At 66.1% G+C, this 23,170-nt stretch carries 20 protein-coding genes; 9 read left to right on the forward strand and 11 right to left on the reverse strand.

Translation table 11 applies throughout. From position 1 onward, the window contains the following. The first annotated feature begins 82 nt into the window (after window positions 1-82). Window positions 83-763 carry a glutathione S-transferase family protein gene (locus tag Q376_RS0109400; protein ID WP_027350093.1) on the forward strand — a complete coding sequence of 227 codons (681 nt, stop codon included), beginning with the start codon at window positions 83-85 and terminating at the stop codon, window positions 761-763. Window positions 764-779: 16 nt separating this feature from the next. On the opposite strand, the gene Q376_RS0109405 is transcribed toward Q376_RS0109400, so the two are convergent. Then, window positions 780-1,925: a calcium:cation antiporter gene (locus tag Q376_RS0109405; RefSeq protein WP_027350094.1), complete on the reverse strand. Its 1,146-nt coding sequence runs from the start codon at window positions 1,923-1,925 to the stop codon at window positions 780-782. Between the two features lie 192 nt (window positions 1,926-2,117). Between Q376_RS0109405 and puuR the strand changes: the two genes are divergently transcribed. Beyond that, a complete protein-coding gene (gene puuR, locus Q376_RS0109410) occupies window positions 2,118-2,681 on the forward strand; it encodes an HTH-type transcriptional regulator PuuR (RefSeq protein ID WP_027350095.1) in 564 nt (187 codons plus the stop codon). 79 nt (window positions 2,682-2,760) lie between these two features. Here the strand turns inward: puuR and Q376_RS0109415 are convergent, their stop codons facing one another. From Q376_RS0109415 to puuD, 3 genes are read right to left on the reverse strand one after another with little or no spacing between them, the layout of a single operon-like run. Beyond that, a complete protein-coding gene (locus Q376_RS0109415; protein WP_027350096.1) occupies window positions 2,761-4,215 on the reverse strand; it encodes an NAD-dependent succinate-semialdehyde dehydrogenase in 1,455 nt (484 codons plus the stop codon). 3 nt (window positions 4,216-4,218) lie between these two features. Continuing rightward, entirely contained in the window at window positions 4,219-5,517 is a 1,299-nt protein-coding gene (locus Q376_RS0109420; RefSeq protein WP_027350097.1) for an NAD(P)/FAD-dependent oxidoreductase, read from the reverse strand. After that, window positions 5,514-6,314 carry a gamma-glutamyl-gamma-aminobutyrate hydrolase gene (gene puuD, locus Q376_RS0109425; protein WP_027350098.1) on the reverse strand — a complete coding sequence of 267 codons (801 nt, stop codon included), beginning with the start codon at window positions 6,312-6,314 and terminating at the stop codon, window positions 5,514-5,516. The genes Q376_RS0109420 and puuD overlap by 4 nt, the downstream gene beginning before the upstream one ends. Window positions 6,315-6,526: 212 nt before the next feature. Between puuD and Q376_RS0109430 the strand changes: the two genes are divergently transcribed. Further along, complete coding sequence (locus Q376_RS0109430; RefSeq protein WP_245598934.1) at window positions 6,527-7,972, forward strand: glutamine synthetase family protein; 1,446 nt, start codon at window positions 6,527-6,529, stop codon at window positions 7,970-7,972. 90 nt (window positions 7,973-8,062) lie between these two features. Next, window positions 8,063-9,607 carry an APC family permease gene (locus Q376_RS0109435; protein WP_027350100.1) on the forward strand — a complete coding sequence of 515 codons (1,545 nt, stop codon included), beginning with the start codon at window positions 8,063-8,065 and terminating at the stop codon, window positions 9,605-9,607. A 97-nt stretch (window positions 9,608-9,704) separates the two neighbouring features. Here the strand turns inward: Q376_RS0109435 and Q376_RS22100 are convergent, their stop codons facing one another. The 5 genes from Q376_RS22100 to Q376_RS0109460 form a co-directional block, all read right to left on the reverse strand. Then, window positions 9,705-10,355, reverse strand: a complete 651-nt coding sequence (locus Q376_RS22100; protein WP_043447204.1) for a metallophosphoesterase — start codon at window positions 10,353-10,355, stop codon at window positions 9,705-9,707. Window positions 10,356-10,365: 10 nt separating this feature from the next. Then, a complete protein-coding gene (locus Q376_RS0109445) occupies window positions 10,366-11,055 on the reverse strand; it encodes a DedA family protein (RefSeq protein ID WP_027350101.1) in 690 nt (229 codons plus the stop codon). A gap of 120 nt (window positions 11,056-11,175) precedes the next feature. Beyond that, complete coding sequence (locus Q376_RS0109450) at window positions 11,176-12,975, reverse strand: 1-deoxy-D-xylulose-5-phosphate synthase (protein ID WP_211266654.1); 1,800 nt, start codon at window positions 12,973-12,975, stop codon at window positions 11,176-11,178. Between the two features lie 43 nt (window positions 12,976-13,018). Beyond that, window positions 13,019-13,891, reverse strand: coding sequence for a (2E,6E)-farnesyl diphosphate synthase (gene ispA / locus Q376_RS0109455; RefSeq protein WP_027350103.1), 873 nt, complete (start codon window positions 13,889-13,891; stop codon window positions 13,019-13,021). Further along, the gene (locus Q376_RS0109460; RefSeq protein ID WP_027350104.1) at window positions 13,888-14,160 is read right to left on the reverse strand and encodes an exodeoxyribonuclease VII small subunit; all 273 of its coding nucleotides are present in this window, start codon (window positions 14,158-14,160) and stop codon (window positions 13,888-13,890) included. The genes ispA and Q376_RS0109460 overlap by 4 nt, the downstream gene beginning before the upstream one ends. A 268-nt stretch (window positions 14,161-14,428) precedes the next feature. Between Q376_RS0109460 and serA the strand changes: the two genes are divergently transcribed. After that, a complete protein-coding gene (gene serA / locus Q376_RS0109465; RefSeq protein WP_027350105.1) occupies window positions 14,429-15,676 on the forward strand; it encodes a phosphoglycerate dehydrogenase in 1,248 nt (415 codons plus the stop codon). Window positions 15,677-16,186: 510 nt separating this feature from the next. Next, window positions 16,187-16,771: a 2-hydroxychromene-2-carboxylate isomerase gene (locus Q376_RS0109470; RefSeq protein WP_027350106.1), complete on the forward strand. Its 585-nt coding sequence runs from the start codon at window positions 16,187-16,189 to the stop codon at window positions 16,769-16,771. A gap of 61 nt (window positions 16,772-16,832) precedes the next feature. Here the strand turns inward: Q376_RS0109470 and Q376_RS0109475 are convergent, their stop codons facing one another. Both Q376_RS0109475 and Q376_RS22105 read right to left on the reverse strand, forming a co-directional pair. Beyond that, window positions 16,833-18,110: a TIGR03862 family flavoprotein gene (locus Q376_RS0109475; protein WP_027350107.1), complete on the reverse strand. Its 1,278-nt coding sequence runs from the start codon at window positions 18,108-18,110 to the stop codon at window positions 16,833-16,835. Window positions 18,111-18,206: 96 nt separating this feature from the next. Further along, window positions 18,207-19,655 (reverse strand): sugar porter family MFS transporter, encoded by a 1,449-nt coding sequence (locus Q376_RS22105; protein WP_052365109.1) that lies wholly within the window; start codon window positions 19,653-19,655, stop codon window positions 18,207-18,209. Between the two features lie 321 nt (window positions 19,656-19,976). Here Q376_RS22105 and Q376_RS0109485 point away from each other — a divergent pair, with 321 nt between their 5' ends. The 3 genes from Q376_RS0109485 to Q376_RS0109490 all read left to right on the forward strand — a co-directional run bounded on the left by Q376_RS0109485 (window position 19,977) and on the right by Q376_RS0109490 (window position 23,148). Continuing rightward, window positions 19,977-20,852: an NAD(P)-dependent oxidoreductase gene (locus Q376_RS0109485; RefSeq protein WP_027350108.1), complete on the forward strand. Its 876-nt coding sequence runs from the start codon at window positions 19,977-19,979 to the stop codon at window positions 20,850-20,852. 263 nt (window positions 20,853-21,115) lie between these two features. Continuing rightward, window positions 21,116-21,340 carry a hypothetical protein gene (locus Q376_RS24790; RefSeq protein ID WP_155834269.1) on the forward strand — a complete coding sequence of 75 codons (225 nt, stop codon included), beginning with the start codon at window positions 21,116-21,118 and terminating at the stop codon, window positions 21,338-21,340. Window positions 21,341-21,681: 341 nt separating this feature from the next. Continuing rightward, window positions 21,682-23,148: an N-acyl-D-amino-acid deacylase family protein gene (locus tag Q376_RS0109490; RefSeq protein ID WP_027350109.1), complete on the forward strand. Its 1,467-nt coding sequence runs from the start codon at window positions 21,682-21,684 to the stop codon at window positions 23,146-23,148. Window positions 23,149-23,170 lie beyond the last annotated feature (22 nt).

Here is a 23,170-nt window from a genome sequence, read left to right on the forward strand (position 1 = left end):
CCGTGTCGAGGCGGGCCGGTTTGACGCGCCCCAGGCGCTCACCGACACTCAGACTCCGTTCACCTCATGGAGGAGCGCCGCCATGCTGACCCTGCACCATCTCGACAACTCCCGGTCGCTGCGCATTCTCTGGCTGCTCGAGGAGCTCGGTCTCGACTATCGCCTGGTACACCACCAGCGCGACCCCGGCACCATGCTCGCGCCTGCCGCGCTGCGCGAGCTCCACCCCCTCGGCAAGGCGCCGCTGCTGATCGACGAGGATGACCGCGGCCGGCGCCGGGTGATCGTCGAGTCGGCGCTGATCATCGAGCACCTGCTCGACCACCACGCCCCCGACAGCGAACTTCGTCCCGCCGCAGGCAGCGAGGCGCGGCGGCGCTATGCGTACTGGCTGCACTACGCCGAAGGGTCGCTGATGCCGCTGCTGCTGCTCAAGCTGGTGTTCGCCCGGGTCGAGCAGGGCTCGCCGGCGATGATTCGACCGATCGCGCGCAGGCTGCGCGAAGGCGCCGAGAGCGCCTTCACCCATCCCCAACTGGCGCTTCATCTCGACTATCTCGAAGGCGAACTCGAACGCTTCGCCTGGTTCGCCGGTGACGACTTCAGCGCCGCCGACATCCAGATGGGCTTCCCGCTCGAAGCCGCCGCCGCCCGCGGTGGACTCGGCGAGGAGCGCACGGCGCTGAACGCCTTTCTCGAGCGCATCCGTGCCCGCCCCGCCTACCAGCGAGCGGTGGAAAAAGGCGGCAAGGCGGTGGGCTGAAGGCTAAGCGCCCCGCTCACAGGCCGATCAGCGAGAGCATCACGAAGGTGGCGAACAGCACGAAGTGGGTCATGCCCTCGATCGCGTTGGTCTCGCCGTCGTTTAAGTTGATCGCGGCGACGATCAGGGTCAGTGCCATCATCACCGTCTGCACCGGGGTCAGCGCCATCACGATCCGCTCGCCCTGGTAGAGCGATATCGCCTCGATCACCGGGATGGTGAGGATCACGGTGGAGAGCGACGCTCCCAGCGCAATGTTGATCACCGACTGCATCCGGTTGGCGAGCGCGGCGCGAAGCGCGGTGAGGATCTCAGGGCTCGCCGAGATCATCGCGACCACGATGGCGACCAGCATCGGCGGCAGCACGAGGCCCGCGGACGCAGCCCCCAGGCTTTGCGACATCACCTCGGCGAGCGCCCCGGTCAAGGCGACACCCGCGACCAGCACGCCGATCGACCAGGGCGCGCTCTGCGCCTGCTCCTGTCCGTGGGAGGACGCGCCGGCCGCCTCGGTGCTGGCCCCGCTCGAGACGGCGCCCCCTGCAGCGCTGGCCGGCCTGCGGCGCTTCTCGGGATAGCTATAGCTGAAGAAATAGCTGTGCGGCCCGGTCTGCATCCGCAGGAACAGGCTGTAGAGCAGCGCCATCGCGCAAATGGTGAATCCGGAGTAGAGCGTCCAGCGCGCTTCGGGCAGGAACTCCGGCAGCAGCATCGAAATCCCCACCGCGGTGATGATCATCACCACGTAGACCTTGCTCGAGTCGTCGTTGTAGGGCTGCTCGCCATGCTTGAGTCCACCGATCAAGGCAGCCAGGCCGACGATCCCGTTGGTATCGATCATCACCGCCGCATAGATGGTGTCCCGGGCGAGCGTCGGCGAATGCTCGTGGCTCATCACGATGACCAGGATGATCACCTCGACCAGCACCGCCGAGAGGGTCAGGATCATGGTGCCATAGGGATCGCCGACCTTCTCGGCGAGCACCTCGGCGTGGTGGGCGACGCGTATCGCGGTGGCGACGATGGCCACGATCAGCACCAGGGTCGTGGTCAGCGCGATCACCCTGCCGGCATCCAGCAGCATCGACTCGAAGCCATAGGCGACCAGCGCGACCAGCAGCGCGAGCGCCAGTAGCCACTCTTCCTTGAGTCTTGCGAGCATTTTTCTCTCTCCGCAGAACAGCGTTTCAAGCGCGAAGCATCGGACTCTCCGCTCCTTTTGCTGTAGCGAAGCTTAGCCTATTTCGCTCGAAGTTCTTCCCCTCTGCGAGTCGCTTCCAGACCATGGACGCTCGGGACATTTACGCGCATCATGCAGCTCCAATTCACCCCAACTCCGAGGAACGTCGAGCGGATGAGTGGCGCAGCGTGGCTTGCGATCGGCACCCGGCTGGCGGAGATCCGCCAGCGCCATGGCCTGTCGCAGCGAAAGGTCGCCGAACTGGCGGGGCTGACCCACAGTGCGGTGAGCACCGTCGAACAGAACAAGGTTTCCCCCTCGGTCAGCACGCTGCACAAGCTGCTCGCGGTCTACGGGCTATCGCTCGCCGACTTCTTCGCCGAGGAAGAGCGCGCCCGCGCTCGCCCGAAGGTGGTGATCGAGCCCGAGGAGCGCCTCCAGCTGGGCAGCCAGGGCGTATCGCTCGAGTTGATCCATCGCCCCGACGGCGAAGGCAACCTCGGCATGCTGATCGAAAGCTACGAACCGGGCAGCTCCACCGGGGAGCAGCTCACCCACCCCGGCGAGGAGATCGGTACCGTGCTCGAAGGCGTGCTCGAGATCGTCACCGGCGGCGTCACCTATCGCCTCGAGCCCGGCCAGAGCTATGTGATCGACACCAGCGTGCCGCACCGGTTCAGCAATCCGGGCGAACGCACCTGCCGGCTGATCAGCGCGCATACCCCGCTCACGCTTTGATCGAACCAGCGGCAGCGTCGAAAAAAAGAAGGCGCGGCCTTAAGCGGTCGCGCCTTCTTCGTCCCGAGGCTCGTTTCGCTCAGCCGCCGGTCTGGGTCACCAGCCGTTCGACCAGGTAGGACTCGATCGCCGCGCTGCCGCCCTCGCTGCCGTAGCCTGAGTCCTTGAGCCCACCGAACGGCAGCTCCGGATCCGCCAGACCGAGGTGGTTGATGCTCAGCATCCCGCTTTCTATCCGCTCGCCGAGCCGCTGGGCGTGGCCGAGGTCGCGGGTATAGGCGTAGGCGGCGAGTCCGTAGGGCAGCCGGTTGGCCTCGGCGATAGCGTCGTCCAGGGTGGCGAAGCGGTTGATCAACGCAAGCGGGCCGAACGGCTCCTCGTTCATCGCCCGAGCGCCGGTCGGCACATCGAGCAGCACGCTCGGCGCGAAGAAATGCCCCGGCCCCTGTCGGCGCTGCCCACCGAGCACCAGCCGGGCCCCTAGGGCCACCGCGTCATCGATGAGCGCCTCGAGGTTGGGCGCGCCGCGTCGGGTAGCGAGCGGGCCGAGGGTAACGCCATCCTCCAACCCGTGGCCAAGCTCGAGCTTCGCCGCCTCGGCCACGAACGCTTCGACGAAATCATCGAATACCCGCTCTTGGACCAGCAGCCGGGTCGGCGCGATGCAAACCTGCCCCGCATTGTAGAACTTAGCGCCCACCGCCTGTCGCGCGGCCCGCTCGATGTCGGCGTCGTCACAGACGATCAGCGGTGCATGACCGCCGAGCTCCATGGTGACCCTCTTCATGTGCTCGCCGGCGAGGGAGGCGAGGCGCTTGCCGACCGCGGTCGAACCAGTGAAGGAGACCTTGCGGATCGCTGGATGCGGGATCAGGCGCGCGGAGATTTCAGCGGGCTCGCCATAGACCAGGTTGACCACCCCGGCGGGGATGCCCGCATCGTGGAAACAGCGCACCAGCTCCGCCGGCGCGGCAGGCGTCTCTTCCGCCGCCTTGGCGACGATCGAACAGCCGGCGGCAAGCGCGGCGCAGAGCTTGCGTACCAGCTGACTGGCGGGAAAGTTCCACGGCGTGAACGCCGCCACCGGGCCGACCGGCTGGCGCAGGGTGTACTGCAGCACGCCGCTCGACCGGGCGGGAATCACTTGGCCATAGGCGCGCACTCCCTCGTCGGCGAACCACTCGATCGCCTCGCGGGTAGCCTCGATCTCGTTGCGGGCCTGGGCCAGCGGCTTGCCCTGCTCGAGCGTCAGCCGCCGGGCGATCGCCTCGCCGCGCTCGGCGAACAGTAGCGCGGCGTCGAGCATCAGCCGGCGCCGCTCGAGCGCCGGGGTCTCGCGCCAGCGCTCGAAACCCCGCGCGGCGGCGCTCGCCGCGTCATCGACATCCTGCCGGGTGGCACGCGCCACGCGGCCAATCGTCTCGCCGCTGGCCGGGTCCTCCACCGCGATCCACTCCCGCTCGCCGCCAGCGCGCCATTCACCGTCGATCAGCAGCAGCACGTCGTCTTCAATGACGAAATCACAAGCGCTCATGGTTCAGATCCCCAGCCGGTCGCGCAGCGAGTAGTAGGCCGCGCCCATCGCCGAGAGCGGCACGCTGAAGCGCCGCCCACCGGGCATCGGCAGGTGGGGGAGACTGGCGAAGGCATCGAAGCGCTCGGCCTGGCCGCGCACCGCTTCGGCGAACAGCCGCCCGGCCAGGTGGCTGGTGGTCACCCCGTGACCGCTGTAGCCCTGCATGTAGTAGAGGTTGGGGGCGAGCCGGCCGAACTGCGGCAGCCGGGAGAGGGTGAGCAGGAAGTTGCCGGTCCAGCGGTAGTCGATCTTCACCCCCTTGAGCTGGGGAAAGGTCTTGGCCAGCTTCGGCCGGATCAGCGCCTCGATATCGTCGGGATCGCGCGCGCCATAGACCACCCCGCCGCCGTAGAGCAGCCGGTGATCGCGGGTCAGGCGGAAGTAGTCGAGCAGGTAGTTGCAGTCCTCGACGCAGTAGCCGTTGGCCAACAGCCCCTCGCGCTGCGCCACCGAGAGCGGCTCGGTGGCGACGACCTGGGTGCCGCAGGGCATGCTGCGGGCCTTGAGCCGGGGCTCGACGTCATTGAGATAGGCGTTGCCGGCGACCAGTACGAAGCGCGCCACCACCTCGCCCTTGGGGGTCTTGATCCGCGCGGGGTCGGTATGCTCGATCGACAGCGCCGGGGTGCCTTCGTACAGCCGCCCGCCCAGCCCTCGGATCGCCTCGGCCTCGCCGAGGGCAAGGTTGAGCGGATGGACGTGACCGCCACTCATGTCGAGCAGCCCACCGACGTAGCGCCGGCTGCCTACCTCCGCGGCGACCCGCTCGCGGTCGAGCAGCTCGAGCCGGTCGTTACCGTAGCGATTCCATAGCGCTTTCTGCTCCTCGAGCCCCTTGAGCTGGCGCGGGTTGAGTGCGGCGAAGATACCGCCCTCGCGCAGGTCGCAATCGATGTTGTAGCGCTGGATGCGCTCGCGAATGATCCCGCCGCCCTCGAACATCATCGAACCGAGCATTCGCGCCGCGTCGACGCCGTACTGCCGCTCGATCACATCGATGTCGCGGCTGTAGGAGTTGACCAGCTGGCCGCCGTTGCGCCCGCTGGCGCCGAAGCCAATCCGCTGGGCTTCGAGCACCACCACATCGAATCCCGCTTCGGCGAGGAACAGCGCGCTCGAAAGCCCGGTATAGCCGCCGCCGACCACGCAGACATCGCAGCTGATCGACTCCTCGAGCGTGGTGAAGGGCGTATGGGCGTTGGCACTGGCGGCGTAGTAGCTGGCGACGTGGCCGTTGGCGGGTTGGGAAAGTGCGTTCATCGAGGAGTGCTCCGTCGCTCGAGGGAAGCGTCGCGATAGGCGCGCGCGTGCTGGATGAAAGTGTCGAACAACCGGCGAGAAACATCGTAGTCGCGGCTGTTCCACTCGGGATGCCACTGCACCCCGAGCGCGAAAGGATGGCTCGCCACCGAGATCGCCTCGACCAGCCCATCGCGAGCACGGCACTCGATGCGCACGCCCTCCCCGAGCCGCGAGACGCCCTGGCCGTGCAGCGAATTGACCCAGAAGCGTGGCGTCTCGGGAAACAGCTCGCAGAGCAATCCCCCCGGGATGAGCTCGACGTCGTGGGCGGGCGCGTAGCGCACCTCGAGCGTCTTGTCCTCGTCTTCTCGATGTTCCTGGAAGCCGCTCAGCTCGAACAGGCGCCGATGCAGCGCACCGCCGGTACGCACCACCAGTTCCTGCATCCCGCGGCAGATGCCGAACAGCGGCATTGCGGATGCCAGGGAAAGGTCGATCAAGGCGAAGGCGAGCCGGTCACGCCCAGAGTCGGCATGCACCTCCGGCTGCGTGTCCTGGTCCGCCGCTCTGCTCGCATAGTGGTGCGGTTCGATGTTGCTGGCGCTGCCCGGCAGCAGGATCCCATCGAGCGCGGCCATCGCCGAGGCAAGCGCTGCGGGCGAATCGGCGAGCCCCTGGGGCAGGATCAGCGGCACGGCGCCGGCGAGGCTCACCGCCTCGAGATACTTCTCCATCACCGTCTGGCTCGGTTGACCACCATGGAGGCCCCGATCAGCGACTACGCCGATGATTGGCGCGGATGATATTTCTTCCATTTCAACCACTCGTATTCTTGTCTTGGCTGGGATCGAGAAGCCTTGATGGAAGCACAGACAAGCGCTGCGCGGCAATACACCCAGTCAAAAACGGATGGTTTTTGCCCCTATGTTCGCTCGACTCACCGTGAAGAAAGGGGTTGGCATTCACAACGACTGTAAGATATATATTCCACCCATCATCCAATATCCAACAACAAGGCTTCTCTTCCATGCGCCCTGCCGCCATGCCACTGCCCAGCTCGGACACCGCGACCAGCCTCGCCACCACGCCCGCTCGAGACGAGTTCATTCCGGCCTCACCGCTCGGCATCGAGCTGGCGGACTACCTCGCCGCCCACCCAGAGACCCGCTACGTCGACGTCCTGCTCACCGACCTCAACGGCATCTTTCGCGGCAAGCGCGTGCCGGTCGAAGCGCTAGAGGGCCAGGATCCGACGTTCTACTTCCCGCTCTCGCTGTTCGCGATGGACTTCCTCGGCAACGTGGTCGAAGAGACCGGCTTCGGGCTCGACATCGGCGAACCCGACCGACGCTGCCGGCCGATTCCCGGCACGCTGTCGCCATCGGTGAACGACCCGCAGAAAGTCGCCCAGCTGCTGCTGACCATGCGCGATGAACACGACCGTCCCTGCCCGCTGGAGCCCCGCAACGTGCTCGCCGGGCTCCTCGAGCGCCTGCATCGGCTCGGGATGCGTCCGGTGGTGGCAGTGGAGCTCGAGTTCTATCTGGTCGATGCGGCCTGGGACGACCAGGGCCAGCCGCAGCCGCCACAGGTCAACGAGCAGGGCGAGCGCGACGACCAGTGCCAGGTCTATTCGGTCGATGACATCGATACCTTCGCCGCCGTGCTCGCCGACATCGCCAGCGCCGCCGAAGCGCAGGGGCTCGCCGCGGAGGGCGCGGTCGCCGAGGCCTCGCCGGGGCAGTTCGAGATCAACCTTCGTCACAGCGACGATGTGCTCAAGGCCTGCGACGAGGCGTTGCTGCTCAAGCGGGTGATCCGTCAGGTGGCGGCGCGTCATGGGCTGCGCGCGACCTTCATGGCCAAGCCCTATGCCCAGCACAGCGGCAGCGGCATGCACGTGCATCTGAGCCTGGTCGATGACCAGGGCCGTAACCTGTTCGCCACCGCCGACGGCGACGATAGCGAGAAGCTGCGCCAAGCCCTCGCCGGCATGCTGGCGCTGATGCCAGAGGCGATGGCGCTGCTCGCGCCGAACGTCAATTCCTATCGTCGCTTCCAGCCGGGCATGTACGTCCCCACCCGCGCCAACTGGGGCTACAACAATCGCACCGTGGCGCTGCGCATCCCCAGCGGCGGTGCCTCCGCTCGACGGATCGAGCACCGCGTCGCCGGTGCCGATGCCAATCCCTACCTGGCGGTCGCGGCGGTGATCGCCGGTTTGATCCACGGCATCGACGCCAATCTCACGCCGCCCCCGCCGATCGACGGCAACGGCCTCGACGCGGCCGGCGCACCGCTACCGATCCGGCAGTTCCAAGCCCTCGACCTGCTGGAGCGGTCGACGGTACTGCGTGAACTGCTCGGCGATACGCTGATCGACACCTACCAGCGATGCAAGCGCACCGAGCTCGAACGCTTCGAACGAGAGGTTACCGATCTCGAGCTTTCCTGGATGCTGCGCATCGCCTGAGCTGAAGCCTGCGATCGAAGGCTTCGACGAGTGACCCCAGGACTCGCCTGGCGAGCCTGACAACAACCCCAACATAAACGGCAAACACTCATGAGCGATTTCACCGAATCGGGCACTCTCCCAAGCACGGCGGATACCTCACGCGCCCCGCGCGCCTCTGGCAAGGGCCTCGCCCGCGGGCGCATCAGCCTGCTCGGCTGCGTGGTGCTCGGCATCTCCTGCATCGCACCGGTCTACACCCTGACCGGCGCCTTGGGGCCCACGGTACGCGAGGTCGGCGTTCACCTACCGGCGGTGTTCATTGTCGGCTTCCTGCCGATGCTACTGGTCGCGCTCGGCTACCGCGAGCTCAACTCCAAGGTGCCCGACAGCGGGACCTCCTTCACCTGGTCGACCCGCGCCTTCGGTCCGATGATCGGCTGGATCGGCGGCTGGGGACTGGTCACCGCGACCACCATCGTACTCTCCAACCTCGCGGGCGTAGCGGTGGAATTTTTCTATCTGTTCCTCGCCCAGGTCAGCGGGGAGCCCGCGCTCGCCCGACTCAACGACGACCTCTGGGTCAACGTGCTGACCTGCTTCGCCTTCATTGGGCTCGCGGTGTGGATCTGCTGTCGCGGCATCACCACCACCAAGAGCGTGCAGTACGGCTTGGTTGGGCTGCAACTAGCGGTACTTATCGGCTTTACCCTGGCGGCATTCCTCGGCGCACCGGCAAATCCCGAACTCGAATTCCAGCTCGACTGGTTCAATCCATTCGGGATCGACTCGTTCTCCGCCTTCGCAGCAGGCCTGTCGCTGTCGATCTTCATCTTCTGGGGTTGGGACGTCTGCCTCACGGTCAACGAAGAAGCGGTCGGTAGCCACCGCACGCCAGGGCTGGCGGCGACCATCACGGTGCTGGTCATCCTCGGCATCTACCTGTTCACCGCGATCGCTGCACTGCGCTTCGCCGGGATCGGCGACACCGGCATCGGCCTCGGCAACCCGCTGATCCAGGAGAACGTCTTCGCCCACCTGGCCATCCCGGTGATGGGGCCGCTGGCGATCCTGATGTCGATCGCCGTACTCGCCAGCACCGCCGCGTCGCTGCAATCGACCTTCGTCTCTCCGGCCCGCACCCTGCTGGCGATGGGCTACTACGGCGCGGTGCCGGAACGCTTCGCCAGCGTCCATCCCCATTCGCGCACACCACGCTATGCGACGATCAGCGCCGGCGTCGCCGCAGGCGGCTTCTACGCCATCATGCGCGTGCTCAGCGACAACGTACTCAACGACACCATCACGGCGCTGGGGATGATGATCTGCTTCTACTATGCGCTGACCGCATTCGCCTGCGTCTGGTACTTTCGCACCTCGCTGCTGGACAGCCGCCGCCACTTTTTGCTGCGCTGCCTCTGCCCGCTCATCGGCGGCCTCATCCTCACGGTGATCTTCGTGCAGACCGCGGTGGATAGCTGGGATCCCGCCTTCGGCAGCGGCTCCGAGATAGGCGGTATAGGCCTAGTGTTCATCATCGCCGCCTTCATCCTGCTTTTGGGCATCGTACTGATGGCGATCTCGCGCTGGCGCGCACCGGCATTCTTCCTCGGCACCACCCTGCGCCACGACAGCCCGGTCGATGGCGAGCAATGAACGCAAAAGCGCCCGGCCCCGTCAAAGGGGCCGGGCTACTATGCTCAAGGCATGCTCAGCGATATGAACGAATGAAGTCGATGGCGTAAGCGGCCGCTCAAACCCCGGGAAGGCTGGCGAGCGGTGCCAGGGTCAGTACGCCGCTCTTGTAGGCGCCGGTATCGATGTAGTGGACGTTGCCGAGCAGGCGGGGGCGCTCAACCGGGGTATGGCCCACCACCACCGCGTCGATGCCTTCGACCGGGGTGCGGTCTTCGCGTGAGATCCGCGTGCGCGCCCACAAAAGCGCTTCGCGATACTTGTCGATACCGCGCTCGAGCAGCCGCCAGTCGCTGGGCGGCTGGGCGTGGACGATGCCGACGCGCTGATCACCGACCGCCACCTCCATCGCCAGCGGCAGCCGCGGCAGCGCCCGCTCGAGCAGTTCCTTGAGCTCGCGCGGATTGACCTCTCCCGCCCAAGTACCGCCGTTGGGCAACCACATCCGCCACTGCTGTTTGAAAATCGCGTCGAACGCCATCTCCTCGTGGTTACCACGCACCGAGTGGAACCACGGCTCCAGCACCAGCTTGAGGCAGTCGAACGATCTCGGACCGCGGTCGATCAGATCGCCGACGCAGAAAAGGCGATCGCGTGTGCGATCGAAGTCGACGTCGTCGAGCGCCGCCATCAGCAGATCGAAGTGCCCATGCAGATCGCCGACCACGTAGTCGACACCTTGGTCATTGCGATCGAACCGCTCGAACATCTACTTTTCCTCATCGATCATTGGAAGTCTTCTGCGCTTCGCCAGCGTCGATCTTCGACGCTTTGCGACGATGCCTCAGGAACTCAATGATACCGGGAAGAATCGAGACCACGATGATCGCAACGATCAAAATCTTGAGGTTTTCCTGAACGATCGGCAGGTCGCCGAACAGATAGCCCGCGTAGGTGAACGACAGCACCCAAGCCAGCGCACCGATGACGTTGTAAGCGGCGAAGCGGCGATAGGGCATGTGGCCCATGCCGGCGACGAAGGGTGCGAAGGTACGCACGATCGGCACGAAGCGCGCAATGATGATGGTCTTGCCGCCGTGACGATCGTAGAACTGGTGGGTTTTCTCCAGGTAGCTGCGCCGGAATATCCTGGAGTTCGGATTGGAGAACAGCTTCTCGCCGAACAGCCTGCCGATGGTGTAGTTGACCGCGTCGCCGAGGATCGCCGCAACCAGCAGCAAAAGCACCATCAAGTGGACGTTGATGTCGCTCGCTGGAATCGCCGCCAGGGCGCCGGCGACGAACAAAAGCGAGTCCCCGGGCAGGAACGGAGTCACTACCAGGCCGGTCTCGCAGAAGATGATCACGAACAGGATCGCGTAGATCCAGCGACCATACTCTACGACCAACTCGGCCAAGTGGACGTCGATGTTCAGGATGAAGTCGATGAGAAACTGTACATATTCCACTGGGATGTCCACCACTCAGGAGTTGATCGGAGGCGGCGTGTCGCACGCACGACCGGGAAGGATACCGACGCGCAGGGATGCGTCTTCGCCCTTTTACCTTGGACGCTACACAGGTGCGAGTCATTCGTCGCCCTCGGAACGCAGCGACGCCTCCTCGACATCCCGCCGGGTGACACGGGCACGCACCGCAGCCTCGATCCCGGCGGCGTCCAGCCCGCAGATCTCGAGCAGCTTGCGGCGATCGCCGTGGGCGACGAAGCGATCGGGCAGCCCGAGCCGCAGCAGCGGCGGCGGCACCTCGAGCTCGCAGAGCTGCTCCGCCACCGCGCTGCCCGCGCCGCCGAGCACGCTGTTCTCCTCGATCGACACCAGCAGCCGGTGGCCGGCCGCGGCCTCGAACACCGCCTGCCGATCGAGCGGTTTGACGAAGCGCATGTCGATCAGGCTGGCGTCGAGGCGCTCGGCGGCCTCGCGCGCCTCGGCCAGCGGCGCACCGAAGCACAGCAGCGCGACCTCGCCGCCCCGCCGCAGCCAGCGCCCGCGGCCGAGCTCGAGCGGCGCGGCGTCATCGTCGCCAGGCACCGCCTCGCCACGCGGGTAGCGCACCGCGACGGGGCCTGGGTGGTCGAGGGCAAAGTCGAGCATGCGCCGGCACTCGGCGCCATCGGCGGGCGCCATCACCATCAGGTTGGGCACGCAGCGCAGCCAGCTGAGGTCGGTGGCGCCGTGATGGGTCGGACCATCCTCGCCGACCAGGCCTGCGCGGTCGACGGCGAAGGTGACGTCCAGGTTCTGCAGCGCGACGTCATGGATCAGCTGGTCGAAACCGCGCTGGAGGAAGGTCGAGTAGATCGCGACCACCGGCTTGAGCCCTTCGCAGGCCATCCCCGCGGCCAGGGTGACGGCGTGCTGCTCGGCGATCGCGACGTCGAAGAAGCGCTCGGGCCAGGCGGCGGCGAAGCCGGCGAGCCCTGAGCCTTCGCGCATCGCCGGGGTGATCGCGACCATGCGCGGCTCGCGGCTCGCGGCGGCGCAGGCCCACTCGCCGAACAGCGCATCGTAACGTGGCGCACCGCCGCTCGAGCGCGAGGGCGAATGGGCATGGAGCCGCAGCGGGTCGCTGGCGGCGGGCAGGTAGCCCGCGCCCTTCTCGGTGACCACATGCAGCAAGCGCGGCCCGGGCAGCTCGCGCAGCCGGCCGAGCTCAGCGACCAGCGCGCCGAGGTCGTGTCCGTCGAGCGGCCCCGTGTAGTCGAAGCCCAGCGTCTCGAACAAGCCGGCGACACCGTCGACCGGAGCATCCGGCGCGCTCGGCAGCCGCTTGGCCAGGGCGCCTACGTTGGGCGAGATCGACATGCCGTTGTCGTTGAGCACCACCAGCACGTCTGCGCCAAGATCACCCGCGTGGGCGAGCGCCTCGAAGGTCATCCCGGTGGTCAGGGCGCCATCGCCGACCACCGCACAGACCCGCGGACCGCTCCCTGTGGCCCGCGCCGCCAGGCTCATGCCGAGCGCCGCGGAAACCGCGGTACCCGCGTGGCCGACGCCGAAGGCGTCGAACGGCGACTCGTCCCGGCTCGGGAACGGCGCCAGGCCGCCGAAGCGGCGAATGCTGGAGAGGGTGTCACGCCGGCCGGTGAGCAGTTTGTGCGGATAGGCCTGATGACCGACGTCCCACACCAGGCGGTCGATTGGGGTGTCGAAAACGTAGTGCAGCGCGATGGTCAGTTCGACCACACCGAGGCCTGCGCCCAGATGGCCGCCGCTGCCGCCGACGAGATACAAAAGCAGCTCGCGCAGCTCGTCCGCGAGCGCTGCAAGTTCGCTCGGCGCAAGCCCGCGCAGGCGTGCAGGCGTGTCGGCCCGGTCGAGCAGCGCAGTCGCAGGCATCCTGGCGGGAAATCGCTCGAAACTTCGCATCATGCACCTTTGCGCCGGGCGAATCCCGCCGGCGGGGGAACGTTCAGTGATCGCGGTCGACCATATAGCGGGCCAACGCGCTCAGCGGCGCCGCACGCTCGCCAAGCGGGGCGAGCGCATCGCAGGCCTCGACAATCAGGCCCTGGGCCCTGGCCGCCGCGGTTTCGAGACCGAGCAGAGCGGGATAGGTGGGCTTGCCGCGCTCGGCATCGGCCCCCTGGGTCTTGCCGATCACCTCGGTATCGCCGGTGACATCGAGCACGTCGTCATGGATCTGGAAGGCGAGCCCGATCGCGGCGCCGAAGCGGCGCAGCGCGGTGAGCCTCGGATCGCTATCGTCGAGCACCAGGAGCGCGGGCAGTTCGACCGCGGCGATGATCAGCGCACCGGTCTTGTGGCGGTGAATCTCGATCAGCGCGTCGAGATCGATAAGACGACCGACCGCGCCAAGATCCAGCGCTTGGCCACCGGCCATTCCCGCGCGTCCCGAGGCCCGCGCCAGCGCACCGATCAGGCGAGCCGCGCGCGGTTCACCGCTCTGCGCCAGCGCCTCGAAGGCCAAAGTCTGCAGCGCATCGCCGGCGAGGATCGCGGTCGCCTCATCGAAGGCGCGATGGACCGTGGGCCGGCCGCGGCGCAGATCGTCATCGTCCATCGCCGGCAAATCGTCATGGACCAGGGAATAGGCGTGGATCAGCTCGACCGCCGCCGCCACGGCGTCCAGGCGCTCGGGGGCGATGCCCAGCGCCTCGCCGGTAGCGTAGACCAGCGTCGGTCGCAGCCGCTTGCCACCGCCGAGCACCGCATAGCGCATCGCCTCCTCGAGCCGCGCATCCGGACCGGCGCCGCCGGCGAGCAGCGCCTCGAGCGCCGCCTCCACCCTCGCCGCGTGCCGCACCGGCTCACGCGCGCTCATGCGCCCTCCTCGAACGGCCGCTCATCGACCCCACCATCGTCGCGCTCGAGCAGAGTCTTGACCTTGAGCTCCGCGGACTCCAAGCGCTTGCGCGCATCGCGGGTCAGCCTGACCCCCTGCTCGAAAGCGGTGAGCGAAGCCTCGAGACTCAGATCCCCGGCCTCGAGCCGTTCGACCAGCGCCTCCAGGCGCGAAAGGGTCGCGGCGAAATCTTCCTCGTCCGGCGCGGCGCCATCCGCACCGCGCGGTTCATCATGCTGTTCGGCCATGTTCCCCATCGCATCATAAGGCTGGTCAAGGACCGCTGGAGAGCGGCCGCGAAACGAACCGACATTATGGCACAAGGGATGCAGTGGACTCATCGGCCGGGAAAACGTCGCTGCCGGACACGCGTGGATGAGCGCACTTCAACTTGGGCGTGAACGCTTTCCACGCGAGCGCCGGGGTGGTCCATGGTAATATCTTGCCCCCTTCATTCTTCCCCGCGCCGAGCCGCGACTTCGACCGGCGCCAGCCACCCACGAGGTTGATGCAAAGATGGCCAAGACGTCCCTGGACAAGAGCAAGATCAAGATCCTGCTGCTCGAGGGCATCCACCAGTCCGCCGTGGACAACCTGCTCGCGGCCGGCTACAGCAACATCGAGCACCTGAAGACTTCGCTGAACGAAGAAGCGTTGATCGAGAAGATCAGGGACGTCCACTTCATCGGCATCCGCTCGCGCACCCAGCTTACCGAGCGGGTGTTCGCGGCGGCCGAGAAGCTCAACGCGGTCGGCTGCTTCTGCATCGGCACCAACCAGGTCGATCTCACCGCGGCGCTCCACCGCGGGATCCCGGTGTTCAATGCGCCCTACTCCAATACCCGCTCGGTAGCAGAGCTGGTGATCGGCGAGATGATCATGCTGATGCGCCGCATCCCGGAGAAGAACGCCGGCGCCCATCGCGGCGGCTGGGACAAGTCGGCGGTGCGCTCCAACGAGGTGCGCGGCAAGATCCTCGGCATCGTCGGCTATGGCAGCATCGGCGCCCAGCTCTCGGTACTCGCCGAGGGGCTCGGCCTCCAGGTGATCTACTACGACGTGGTGACCAAGCTGGACATGGGCAATGCGCGCCAGGTCGGCTCGCTCGAGGAGCTGCTCTCGCGCGCCGACATCGTCACCCTGCACGTGCCCGAGCTGCCCTCGACCACTTGGATGATCGGCAAGGAGCAGCTCGCGCTGATGAAGCAGGACTCGGTGCTGATCAATGCCTCGCGTGGCAAGGTGGTGGTGATCGAGGCGCTCGCCGAAGCGCTCCGTTCAGGCCACCTGCGCGGCGCGGCGATCGATGTCTTCCCGGTCGAGCCGAAGAGCAACGATGAGGAGTTCGAGTCGCCGCTGCGCGAGCTCGACAACGTGATCCTCACTCCCCACGTCGGCGGCTCGACGATGGAGGCGCAGGAGAACATCGGCATCGAGGTCTCCGAGAAGCTGATCACCTACTCCGACAACGGCACCACCGTGACCTCGGTCAACTTCCCCGAGGTGGCGCTGCCGTCGCACCCCAACAAGCATCGCCTGCTGCACATCCACGACAACGTGCCCGGGGTAATGTCGGAGATCAACCGGGTGCTGGGCGAGCACGGCATCAACATCTCGGGCCAGTACCTGCAGACCAACGCAGAGGTCGGCTATGTGGTGATCGACGTCGACAAGGCCTACGGCCAGCAGGCGCTCGAGGCGCTGCGCCAGGTGTCGCACACCCTGCGCGTGCGGGTGCTCTACTCGGACGTCGACTACGACTGATCGAGGCAGCGCAGCCAGCCGTCATCAACGGGCCGCCCTCGGGCGGCCCGTCAGACTGCTGACAAAGTATTTGAAGATGCCACGATAGCTTCCAGCCGCCTCCGAGAGCGCGCTGGCCGGCAATCGCTTGCACCGGGGTTTGCGACATGGATGTCGCAAAAGGCGCGCCCGGACAGGGACGTCCATGCGCGCCGACCCGAGGGCAATCGATTGATCGGCCAGGGTTTCGCGATCTCGTGGCGGCGCGTCCCCTTCCAGGGGGAGCGCGAGGGGTCCGCCCCTCGCATCTAAGCGAGCAAGAGGTGCGTTAGGACCCAAACGGTTCTCGACTCGCCAGGATCGAGAGCGTCGCTGGGTCAAAAGGGGTTTGTCATTAATCTGCGGGCGGCCCGTTGGCATGTGGGCAAACCAGGGTAACCAAAACCTCCTCGAAAGCATCCAGAGCAGGGAGTAAGGTGAACGCTAGCCGGCCGATCCACCGCCGGTGCGGACCGCTGAGGAGCACCCGCCATGGCCAAGCGTATCGAATTTTTCTTCGATTTCGTCAGTCCCTATAGCTACCTCGCCTGGACCCAGCTCGAAGGGCTCACCGAGGAGTACGACGAAGAGATCGCCTGGCGCCCGCTCTCCCTACGCCAGCTGCTGGCCGGCATCGAGAATGCCGCGCCCCCGCATGAACTCAAGCGCCGCTACATGCGCCGCGACCTGGAGCGCTTCGCCGAGCGCTACGGGGTGCCGCTGACCCTCCCAGCGGGGAAAGCGCCGCGCGCCGATGTCGCACTGCGCATAGCGCTGGCGAGCGACGGCCATGCCGGCCAGGAAACCTTCATCGCCAGCGTGTTCAGAACCCTGTGGGCGCATGGAGAAGAGGTTGAGTCGCTCGGCGTGCTGCGTACGCTGTGCGATCGCGCCGGGCTCGACGGCGACCGGCTGATCGAACGTGCGACCAGTAGCGACATCGACGCACTGCTGGCCCAGCGTACCCGCCAGGCCCTCGAGCAGGGAGTCTTCGGCCTGCCGAGCTTCATCGTCGATGGCGAGCTGTTCTTCGGCCAGGATCGCCTGAGCTTCGTCCGCGAAGCGCTGGAGCGCTAGCATCCGGCGAGGCCGGGCTTGCCAAGGATAGAGGCACACGAAGTAAGCAAACGCTTACCAACTACGCCTTCGCCACGCCCGGACGCCCAGCCGCGTGCCACTGGGCCGCGGCGCGGCCGACGTGCAGGCCGCAGGCCAAGCAAGCGGTCAGCAGATAGCCACCGGTCGGTGCCTCCCAGTCGAGCATCTCCCCTGCGCAGAACACGCCCGGCAGCGCCGCGAGCATGCCGCCGTCGTCGAGCGCGTCGAAGCGAACGCCGCCCGCGGTGCTGATCGCCTCGTCGATCGGCCGGGTGGCCTTGAGCTCCAGCGCCAGCCCCTTGATCGCCCGCGCCAGCTGCACCGGGTCCGCGAGCGCTTCACGCGGCGCCAGTTCGTTGAGCAGCGCGCGCTTGACGCCGTCGATGCCGGCGCGGGAGCGCAGCGTCGAGGCGAGCGACTTGCGCCCGCGCGGGCGCGCCAGGGCCTGTGCCAGCCCTGCCTCGTCGCGGTCCGGGGCGAGATCGAGCAGCACCGTCACTCGGCCATCGGCGTAGAGCCGCTCGCGCAGCGCCGCGGAGCAGGCGTAGATCAGCCCGCCCTCCACGCCATACTCGGTGATGATCAGCTCGCCGCGGCGAGCCGGCCCCTCGCCACCCGGCGTCTTCATCCGCAGCGTCACGGTCTTGAGCGGCGCCCCGGCGAAGCGGCTGCGCAGATAAGGCGACCAACCTTCGACCTCGAAGCCGCCGTTCGCCGGTGCCAGCGGCGCGAGCGCTACCCCGGCCTGTTCGAGCCACGGCCACCAGGCGGCGTCCGAACCGAGCCGCGCCCAGCTGCCACCACCGAGCGCCAGCACCACCACTTCGGCCTCGATCTCGAGCCTCCCCTCCGGGGTGTCGAAATGCAGCCTCCGGTGCTCGCCGAAGCCCTGCCAACGATGTCTCAAGTGAATGCTCACTCCGGTGCTGCGCAGCCGTCTGAGCCAGCTTCTCAGCATCGGCGCAGCTTTCATCTCGGCGGGAAAGACCCTTCCGGAACTGCCAACGAAGGTCGCGATGCCGAGCTCGGCGAGCCAGCCGCGCAGCCGCTCGGCGTCGAACGCCTCGAGCCAGCGCCCGACCTCCGCGGCGCGCTCGCCGTAGCGGGAAACGAAGCGCGGCTTGGCCTCCGAGTGGGTGATATTGAGGCCGCCGACGCCGGCCATCAGCAGCTTGCGCCCCACCGTCGGCATCGATTCGAACAGCGCGACCTCCATGCCGGCCTCGGCCAGCGCCTCGGCGGCCATCAGCCCGGCGGGGCCACCGCCGATCACGGCGGCGCGGACGCAACGATGGGAGGAAGGGGCAATCGACGACATAAGGGACTCACGCAGAGATTCGCAGGAGGGGCATTCTAACCCCTCGACCACGGCTTTTCGCCTTCCTCCAGGCACTAGGCGCCAGCGCCTGGCGCCTCAGCGCATCGGGAGGAAGGTGCCCTCCTTGAGCTCGTTCTCGATCTCTTCGAGGCTCTTGCCCTTGGTCTCCGGCACCAGGAAGAAGATGAACAGAAAGCCGAGAACGTTGAGTCCGGCGTAGAACCACATCGCACCACCGATGCCGAGCAGATTGACCATGGTCAGCGCGGTTCCGGTGAGCAGAAGGTTGGAGCCCCAGAGCATCGCTGCATGCAGGCTGGTCGCCTTCTCGCGGATCGACAGCGGGTAGACCTCCGAACCGATCAGCCAGCCGATCACCTGGATGCCGCCGGCGTTGAACACCATGAAGGCGAACAGGCTGGCGACGATCAGCCACGAGGTCTGCGGACCGTCGGCACCGAACTGGAACACGGCGCCAAGTACCAGCAGCGAAAGCACCGCGCCGGGCATCATCAGAAGGCACAGGCGCCGGCGGCCGAGATGATCCACCACCAGCTTGCCGAGGATGGTCATCACCAGATAGATGCCCGCGACGCCCAGCGCGGAGTAGAGCGCCCCTTGATGACTGAAGCCTGCATCGGTGAGAAAGGTCGGGGTGTAGTAGATCATCATCTCGATGCCGGAAAGCTGGGTGAACGCGGCGACCCCGAGCCCCGCGATCAGCGCGGGGCGCAGCCAGGGCTTACGCAGTTCCCGCCAGCCGAGCTGGCGCTCCTTGGCGGTGCGCTTGCTGGTTTTTTCGATCGAACGCAGCTCGCGGCGCACCTCTCGATCGGTCTCGCGGACCATCCCCAGCGCTTCACGCGCCTCCCTCACCCGCCGCTGGCCGACCAGCCAGCGCGGACTCTCGGGCAGCTTGATCATGCCGAGCAGCAGGATCAGCGCGGGGATGGCGGCGACCGCGAACATCACCCGCCAGCTCCAGTACGCTTGCAGAAAGGCGCCGACCACGCCGGCGGTGAGGATGCCGACGCCGATCGAGATGTTGAAAAACGTCACCAGCCTTCCCCGCTTCTCGGCCGGCGCCAGTTCGGCGATGTAGACCGGGACGATCTGCGATGCCCCTCCCACGGCGCAGCCCAGCAGCAGGCGCGACGCCCCCAGCCAAAAGGCGCTCGGCGCGAGTCCGGAGCAGATCACGCCGAGGGCGAAGATCGCGGCCACCACCATGATCGTATAGCGCCGCCCGATCAGCCCCGAGAGCTTGCCGCAGCCCAGGGCACCGATCACCGCACCGACCAGGATCGCGCTGGTCACGAGCTCCTGGGTGCGATGATCGAGCCCGAAATCAGCGGTGATCTGCAGCAACGCACCGGAGATGATGCCGGTGTCGTAGCCGTAGAGGAATCCGGCTATCGCGGCGACCCCGGCGGTGGTGAGCAAATAGACCTCGGCACTGAGCGGACCGTCGTCCGTCGCGCTCGATTCACTCTCCTGTAAGCCATCCCGCCTTTCGTCCGATGCATGGCTCAGTCGTTCGCTCATCCAAGCCTCCATAAAAAAATGAAATGTTTTTTGGGACTTAAAAAAATATAGCGTGATAAATTCAGTTTTCTAATACTTTCGTCGCAAGCCAAGGCGCTCTGCCGAGGCGGTCCACTCCAACCGCGACCCTCGACGCTGTTGGGGTTTGCACGACTCCACCCGAGCCAGGGCTTGCCTCGAGCAGCTAACTTCTCTTAACTGAAACCACGACTTTGGTCGAAGTCTTGATGCTCACCCTTAGGCATACGTTTCCGACCCGGCCATCGACTGACGGCGGCATGAAATGTGAGCGCTCACTTACAACACAACCAGGAGCAACGTATGAAACATGGCACCAAGGTGGCGGTACTAGGGCTCGGCACGATGGGCCACGCCTTCGCCGCCAACTTGATCAAGGCAGGATTCGAGGTGTGGGTATGGAATCGTTCCCCCGGCAAGGACGAAGCGCTGGTAGCCGCAGGAGCCCACCGGGCGGACAGCCCAGCCGCCGCCGCTCGCGAGGTATCGGTGCTGTTGAGCATGGTGGCGACGGCCGACGCCACGGAGCAGATCATGTTCGGCGACCAGGGTGCCGCCGCCGGGCTCCCTGACGGCGCGGTGGTCGCGCAGATGGGCACCATCGGCCTGGAGGCGACCAAGCGGCTCGCCGCGCGCTTCGAAGCCGAGCGGCCGGACCTGGTGCTGGTCGACGCGCCGGTCTCGGGCAGTAAAGGCCCCGCTGAACGGGCCCAGGTGCTGATCCTCGCCGGCGGCGACCGCCAGCGCGCCCAAGCGATCGAGCCGGTGTTCGAGGCGATCTCCAAGGGCACCCGCTGGCTCGGTCCGGTCGGCGCGGGCAGCCGGATGAAGCTGGTGGTCAACGCTTGGCTGGTCAACGTGATGCAGGGCACCGCCGAGACTGCGCTGCTCGCCGAGCAGCTCGGCTTCTCCACCGATACGCTGTGGTCCGTACTCGACGGCGGCCCGCTGGCGACCCCCTACATGAAGCCCAAGCTGGACAAGATCGCGGCCTCGGACTTCTCCACCGAGATGGCGCTCGACTGGGGGCTCAAGGACGCACGCCTGGCGCTCGAAAGCGGCGACGCCGCCCGGCTGCCGGGCTTGGCGAAGATCGCTGAGATCTGGCAGGAGGCGGCAGCGGCGGGGTTCGGCGAGCAGGATATCAGCGCGGTCGCTGAGTACCTGAGCCGGAAGTAGCCCTTCATCTGAAGAAGTTTTCCGCTTTCACGCAAATGAGAGCCGTCGGTCGATGACCGGCGGCTTTTTCATTGCCGGCTGCACGGCCTAGGCCGCCGTCGTCATGGCACAGCCTCCCGCGCGCCGATCGAGGCATAGGCGGAGATACCGCATGAATCAACAAGACGGTATTACGTAATTAAACATAACAACAATGGCGGCGGTCAAAAAATAACCGCCCCAGAAAGTGAAAAAGCGCAAGATTAAATCGCCAGGCAAGAACTATGCTGTACAAAAAACGACCAGCAAAAGTACCGAAAAGCCCCAGCCATCAGCAGATCAAAAGCGCCGCAGCCCACACGGCAGCGCACAGATTCATGAAACATCGCCGCACGATAGCGCTGAAAACGTCGATGATTGGCGAACTACTCCTAAAACCCTTCGAGGGCGATCAGGCATGCGGGCTGGCGGCGCTGCAACGCCATCGAAGGCAAAAAGAACTTCGCTAGATATTCATCCATAAGCACCACAACTATAGAAAAATTTCAACAAACAATCTTTTCATAAAATCAGACAAAAATTTTACGTAATTGGTCAAAAATTGATCCATCGCCATTCGAGCGAGATATCGCAGAGAAACTCATCAGTGGAAAAGCAATCTGCGCAAAGGGAAGGAGCTCCGCGCTGAGGCGACATGGGGACAAGCAAGAGGAAGCGCCGTCAGGTTTCGAACCAACAGGATCGTTTGGAGCAACGACTTCTGAAAATAACTTTCACACTTGTTATTTTTGAGTTAGAAAATATCCAACGAGGCATTCTGGTTCGCGAATAGCCCGCACGGAGCACAACGATGACTTTCGACCTGCTGATTCGCCGCGCCCGTATCGTCGACGGCCTGGGCGGGCCGGCCTACCTCGCCGATGTCGCCATCTCGGGCGACAAAATCGCCGCGATCGGCGATCTGCCCGAAGGCTGCGCGGTTCGCCAGATCGATGCCGAAGGGCGCTATCTGGCCCCTGGCTTCATCGACGTCCATACCCACGACGACACCAACGTGATACGCCAGCCCGACATGCTGCCGAAGCTCTCCCAGGGCGTGACCACGGTGATCGTCGGCAACTGCGGGATCAGCGCCTCGCCAGTGAGCCTGCCGGGGAACCCTCCCGACCCGATGAACCTGCTCGGTAGCCGCGAAGATTTCCGCTACCCGAGTTTCAAAGCCTATGCGCAGGCGCTGGAGGCGGCGTCACCGAGCATCAATGTCGCCGCGCTGATCGGCCACACTGCGCTACGCGCCAACCTGATGGATCGCTTCGATCGCCCCGCCAGCGCCGAGGAGATCGCGCGCATGCGCAAACTGCTCAGCGACGCCTTGGCCGAGGGCGCGATAGGGCTGAGCACCGGGCTGGCCTACATCAATGCCCGCCACGCGCCAGCCGAGGAAATCGATGCACTGGCAGCGGCGGTCGGCGCGGCCGGCGGTATCTATGCCACTCACCTGCGCAACGAGTTCGAAGGCCTTCCCGAGGCGATGCACGAGGCCTTCGATACCGCCCGTCGCGCGGACGTGCCGCTGGTGATCTCGCACCTGAAGTGCGCCGGCGCCGGTAACTGGGGCAACGCTCCCGGGGCCATCGCTCGGCTCGAGCGGTTCGCCGCCGAGCATCCGTGCAATTGCGACTGCTATCCCTACAGCGCCAGCTCATCGACGCTGGACCCAGGCCAGGTCACCGCTGATTTCGAGATCTTCATCACCTGGTCGGCGCCCCATCCGGAGATGGCCCAGCGGACCCTCGAGGCGATCGCCGCGCAATGGGGGCTGACGCTGCTCGAGGCAGCGCATCGGCTGATGCCGGCGGGGGCGGTCTACCACAACATGAGCGAGGCGGACATGAACCTGATCCTCGCCCATCCGCTGACCATGGTCGGCTCCGACGGATTGCCCAACGACCCCCATCCACACCCACGCCTCTGGGGCACCTTCCCGAGAGTGATCGCTCACTACTGTCGCGATAGAAAGCTCTTCGAGCTGCCCGAGGCGATCCGCAAGATGACCTCGCTGCCGGCTGTCCGGTTCGGTCTCGAAGGCCGGGGGCGAGTCGAGACCGGCGCTTTCGCCGACTTGGTGCTGTTCGATCTCGAGATGCTCGAAGACCTCGCCGACTTCGCCCGTCCAGTGGCCGCGGCCCGCGGCATCGACTGGGTGATCGTCAACGGACGAATCGCCTACCACCAGGGCCGGGTCGGCTCCCGCGCCGGCCGGCTGCTCAAACGCGCACCGGCGAGCGCCCCCGCAGAAGAGGTAGCCCATTTTTGACCAGACCCGCCGGGTGTCCATT

Source organism: Halotalea alkalilenta DSM 17697, from assembly GCF_000621205.1.
GTDB classification, from domain to species: Bacteria; Pseudomonadota; Gammaproteobacteria; order Pseudomonadales; family Halomonadaceae; genus Halotalea; species Halotalea alkalilenta.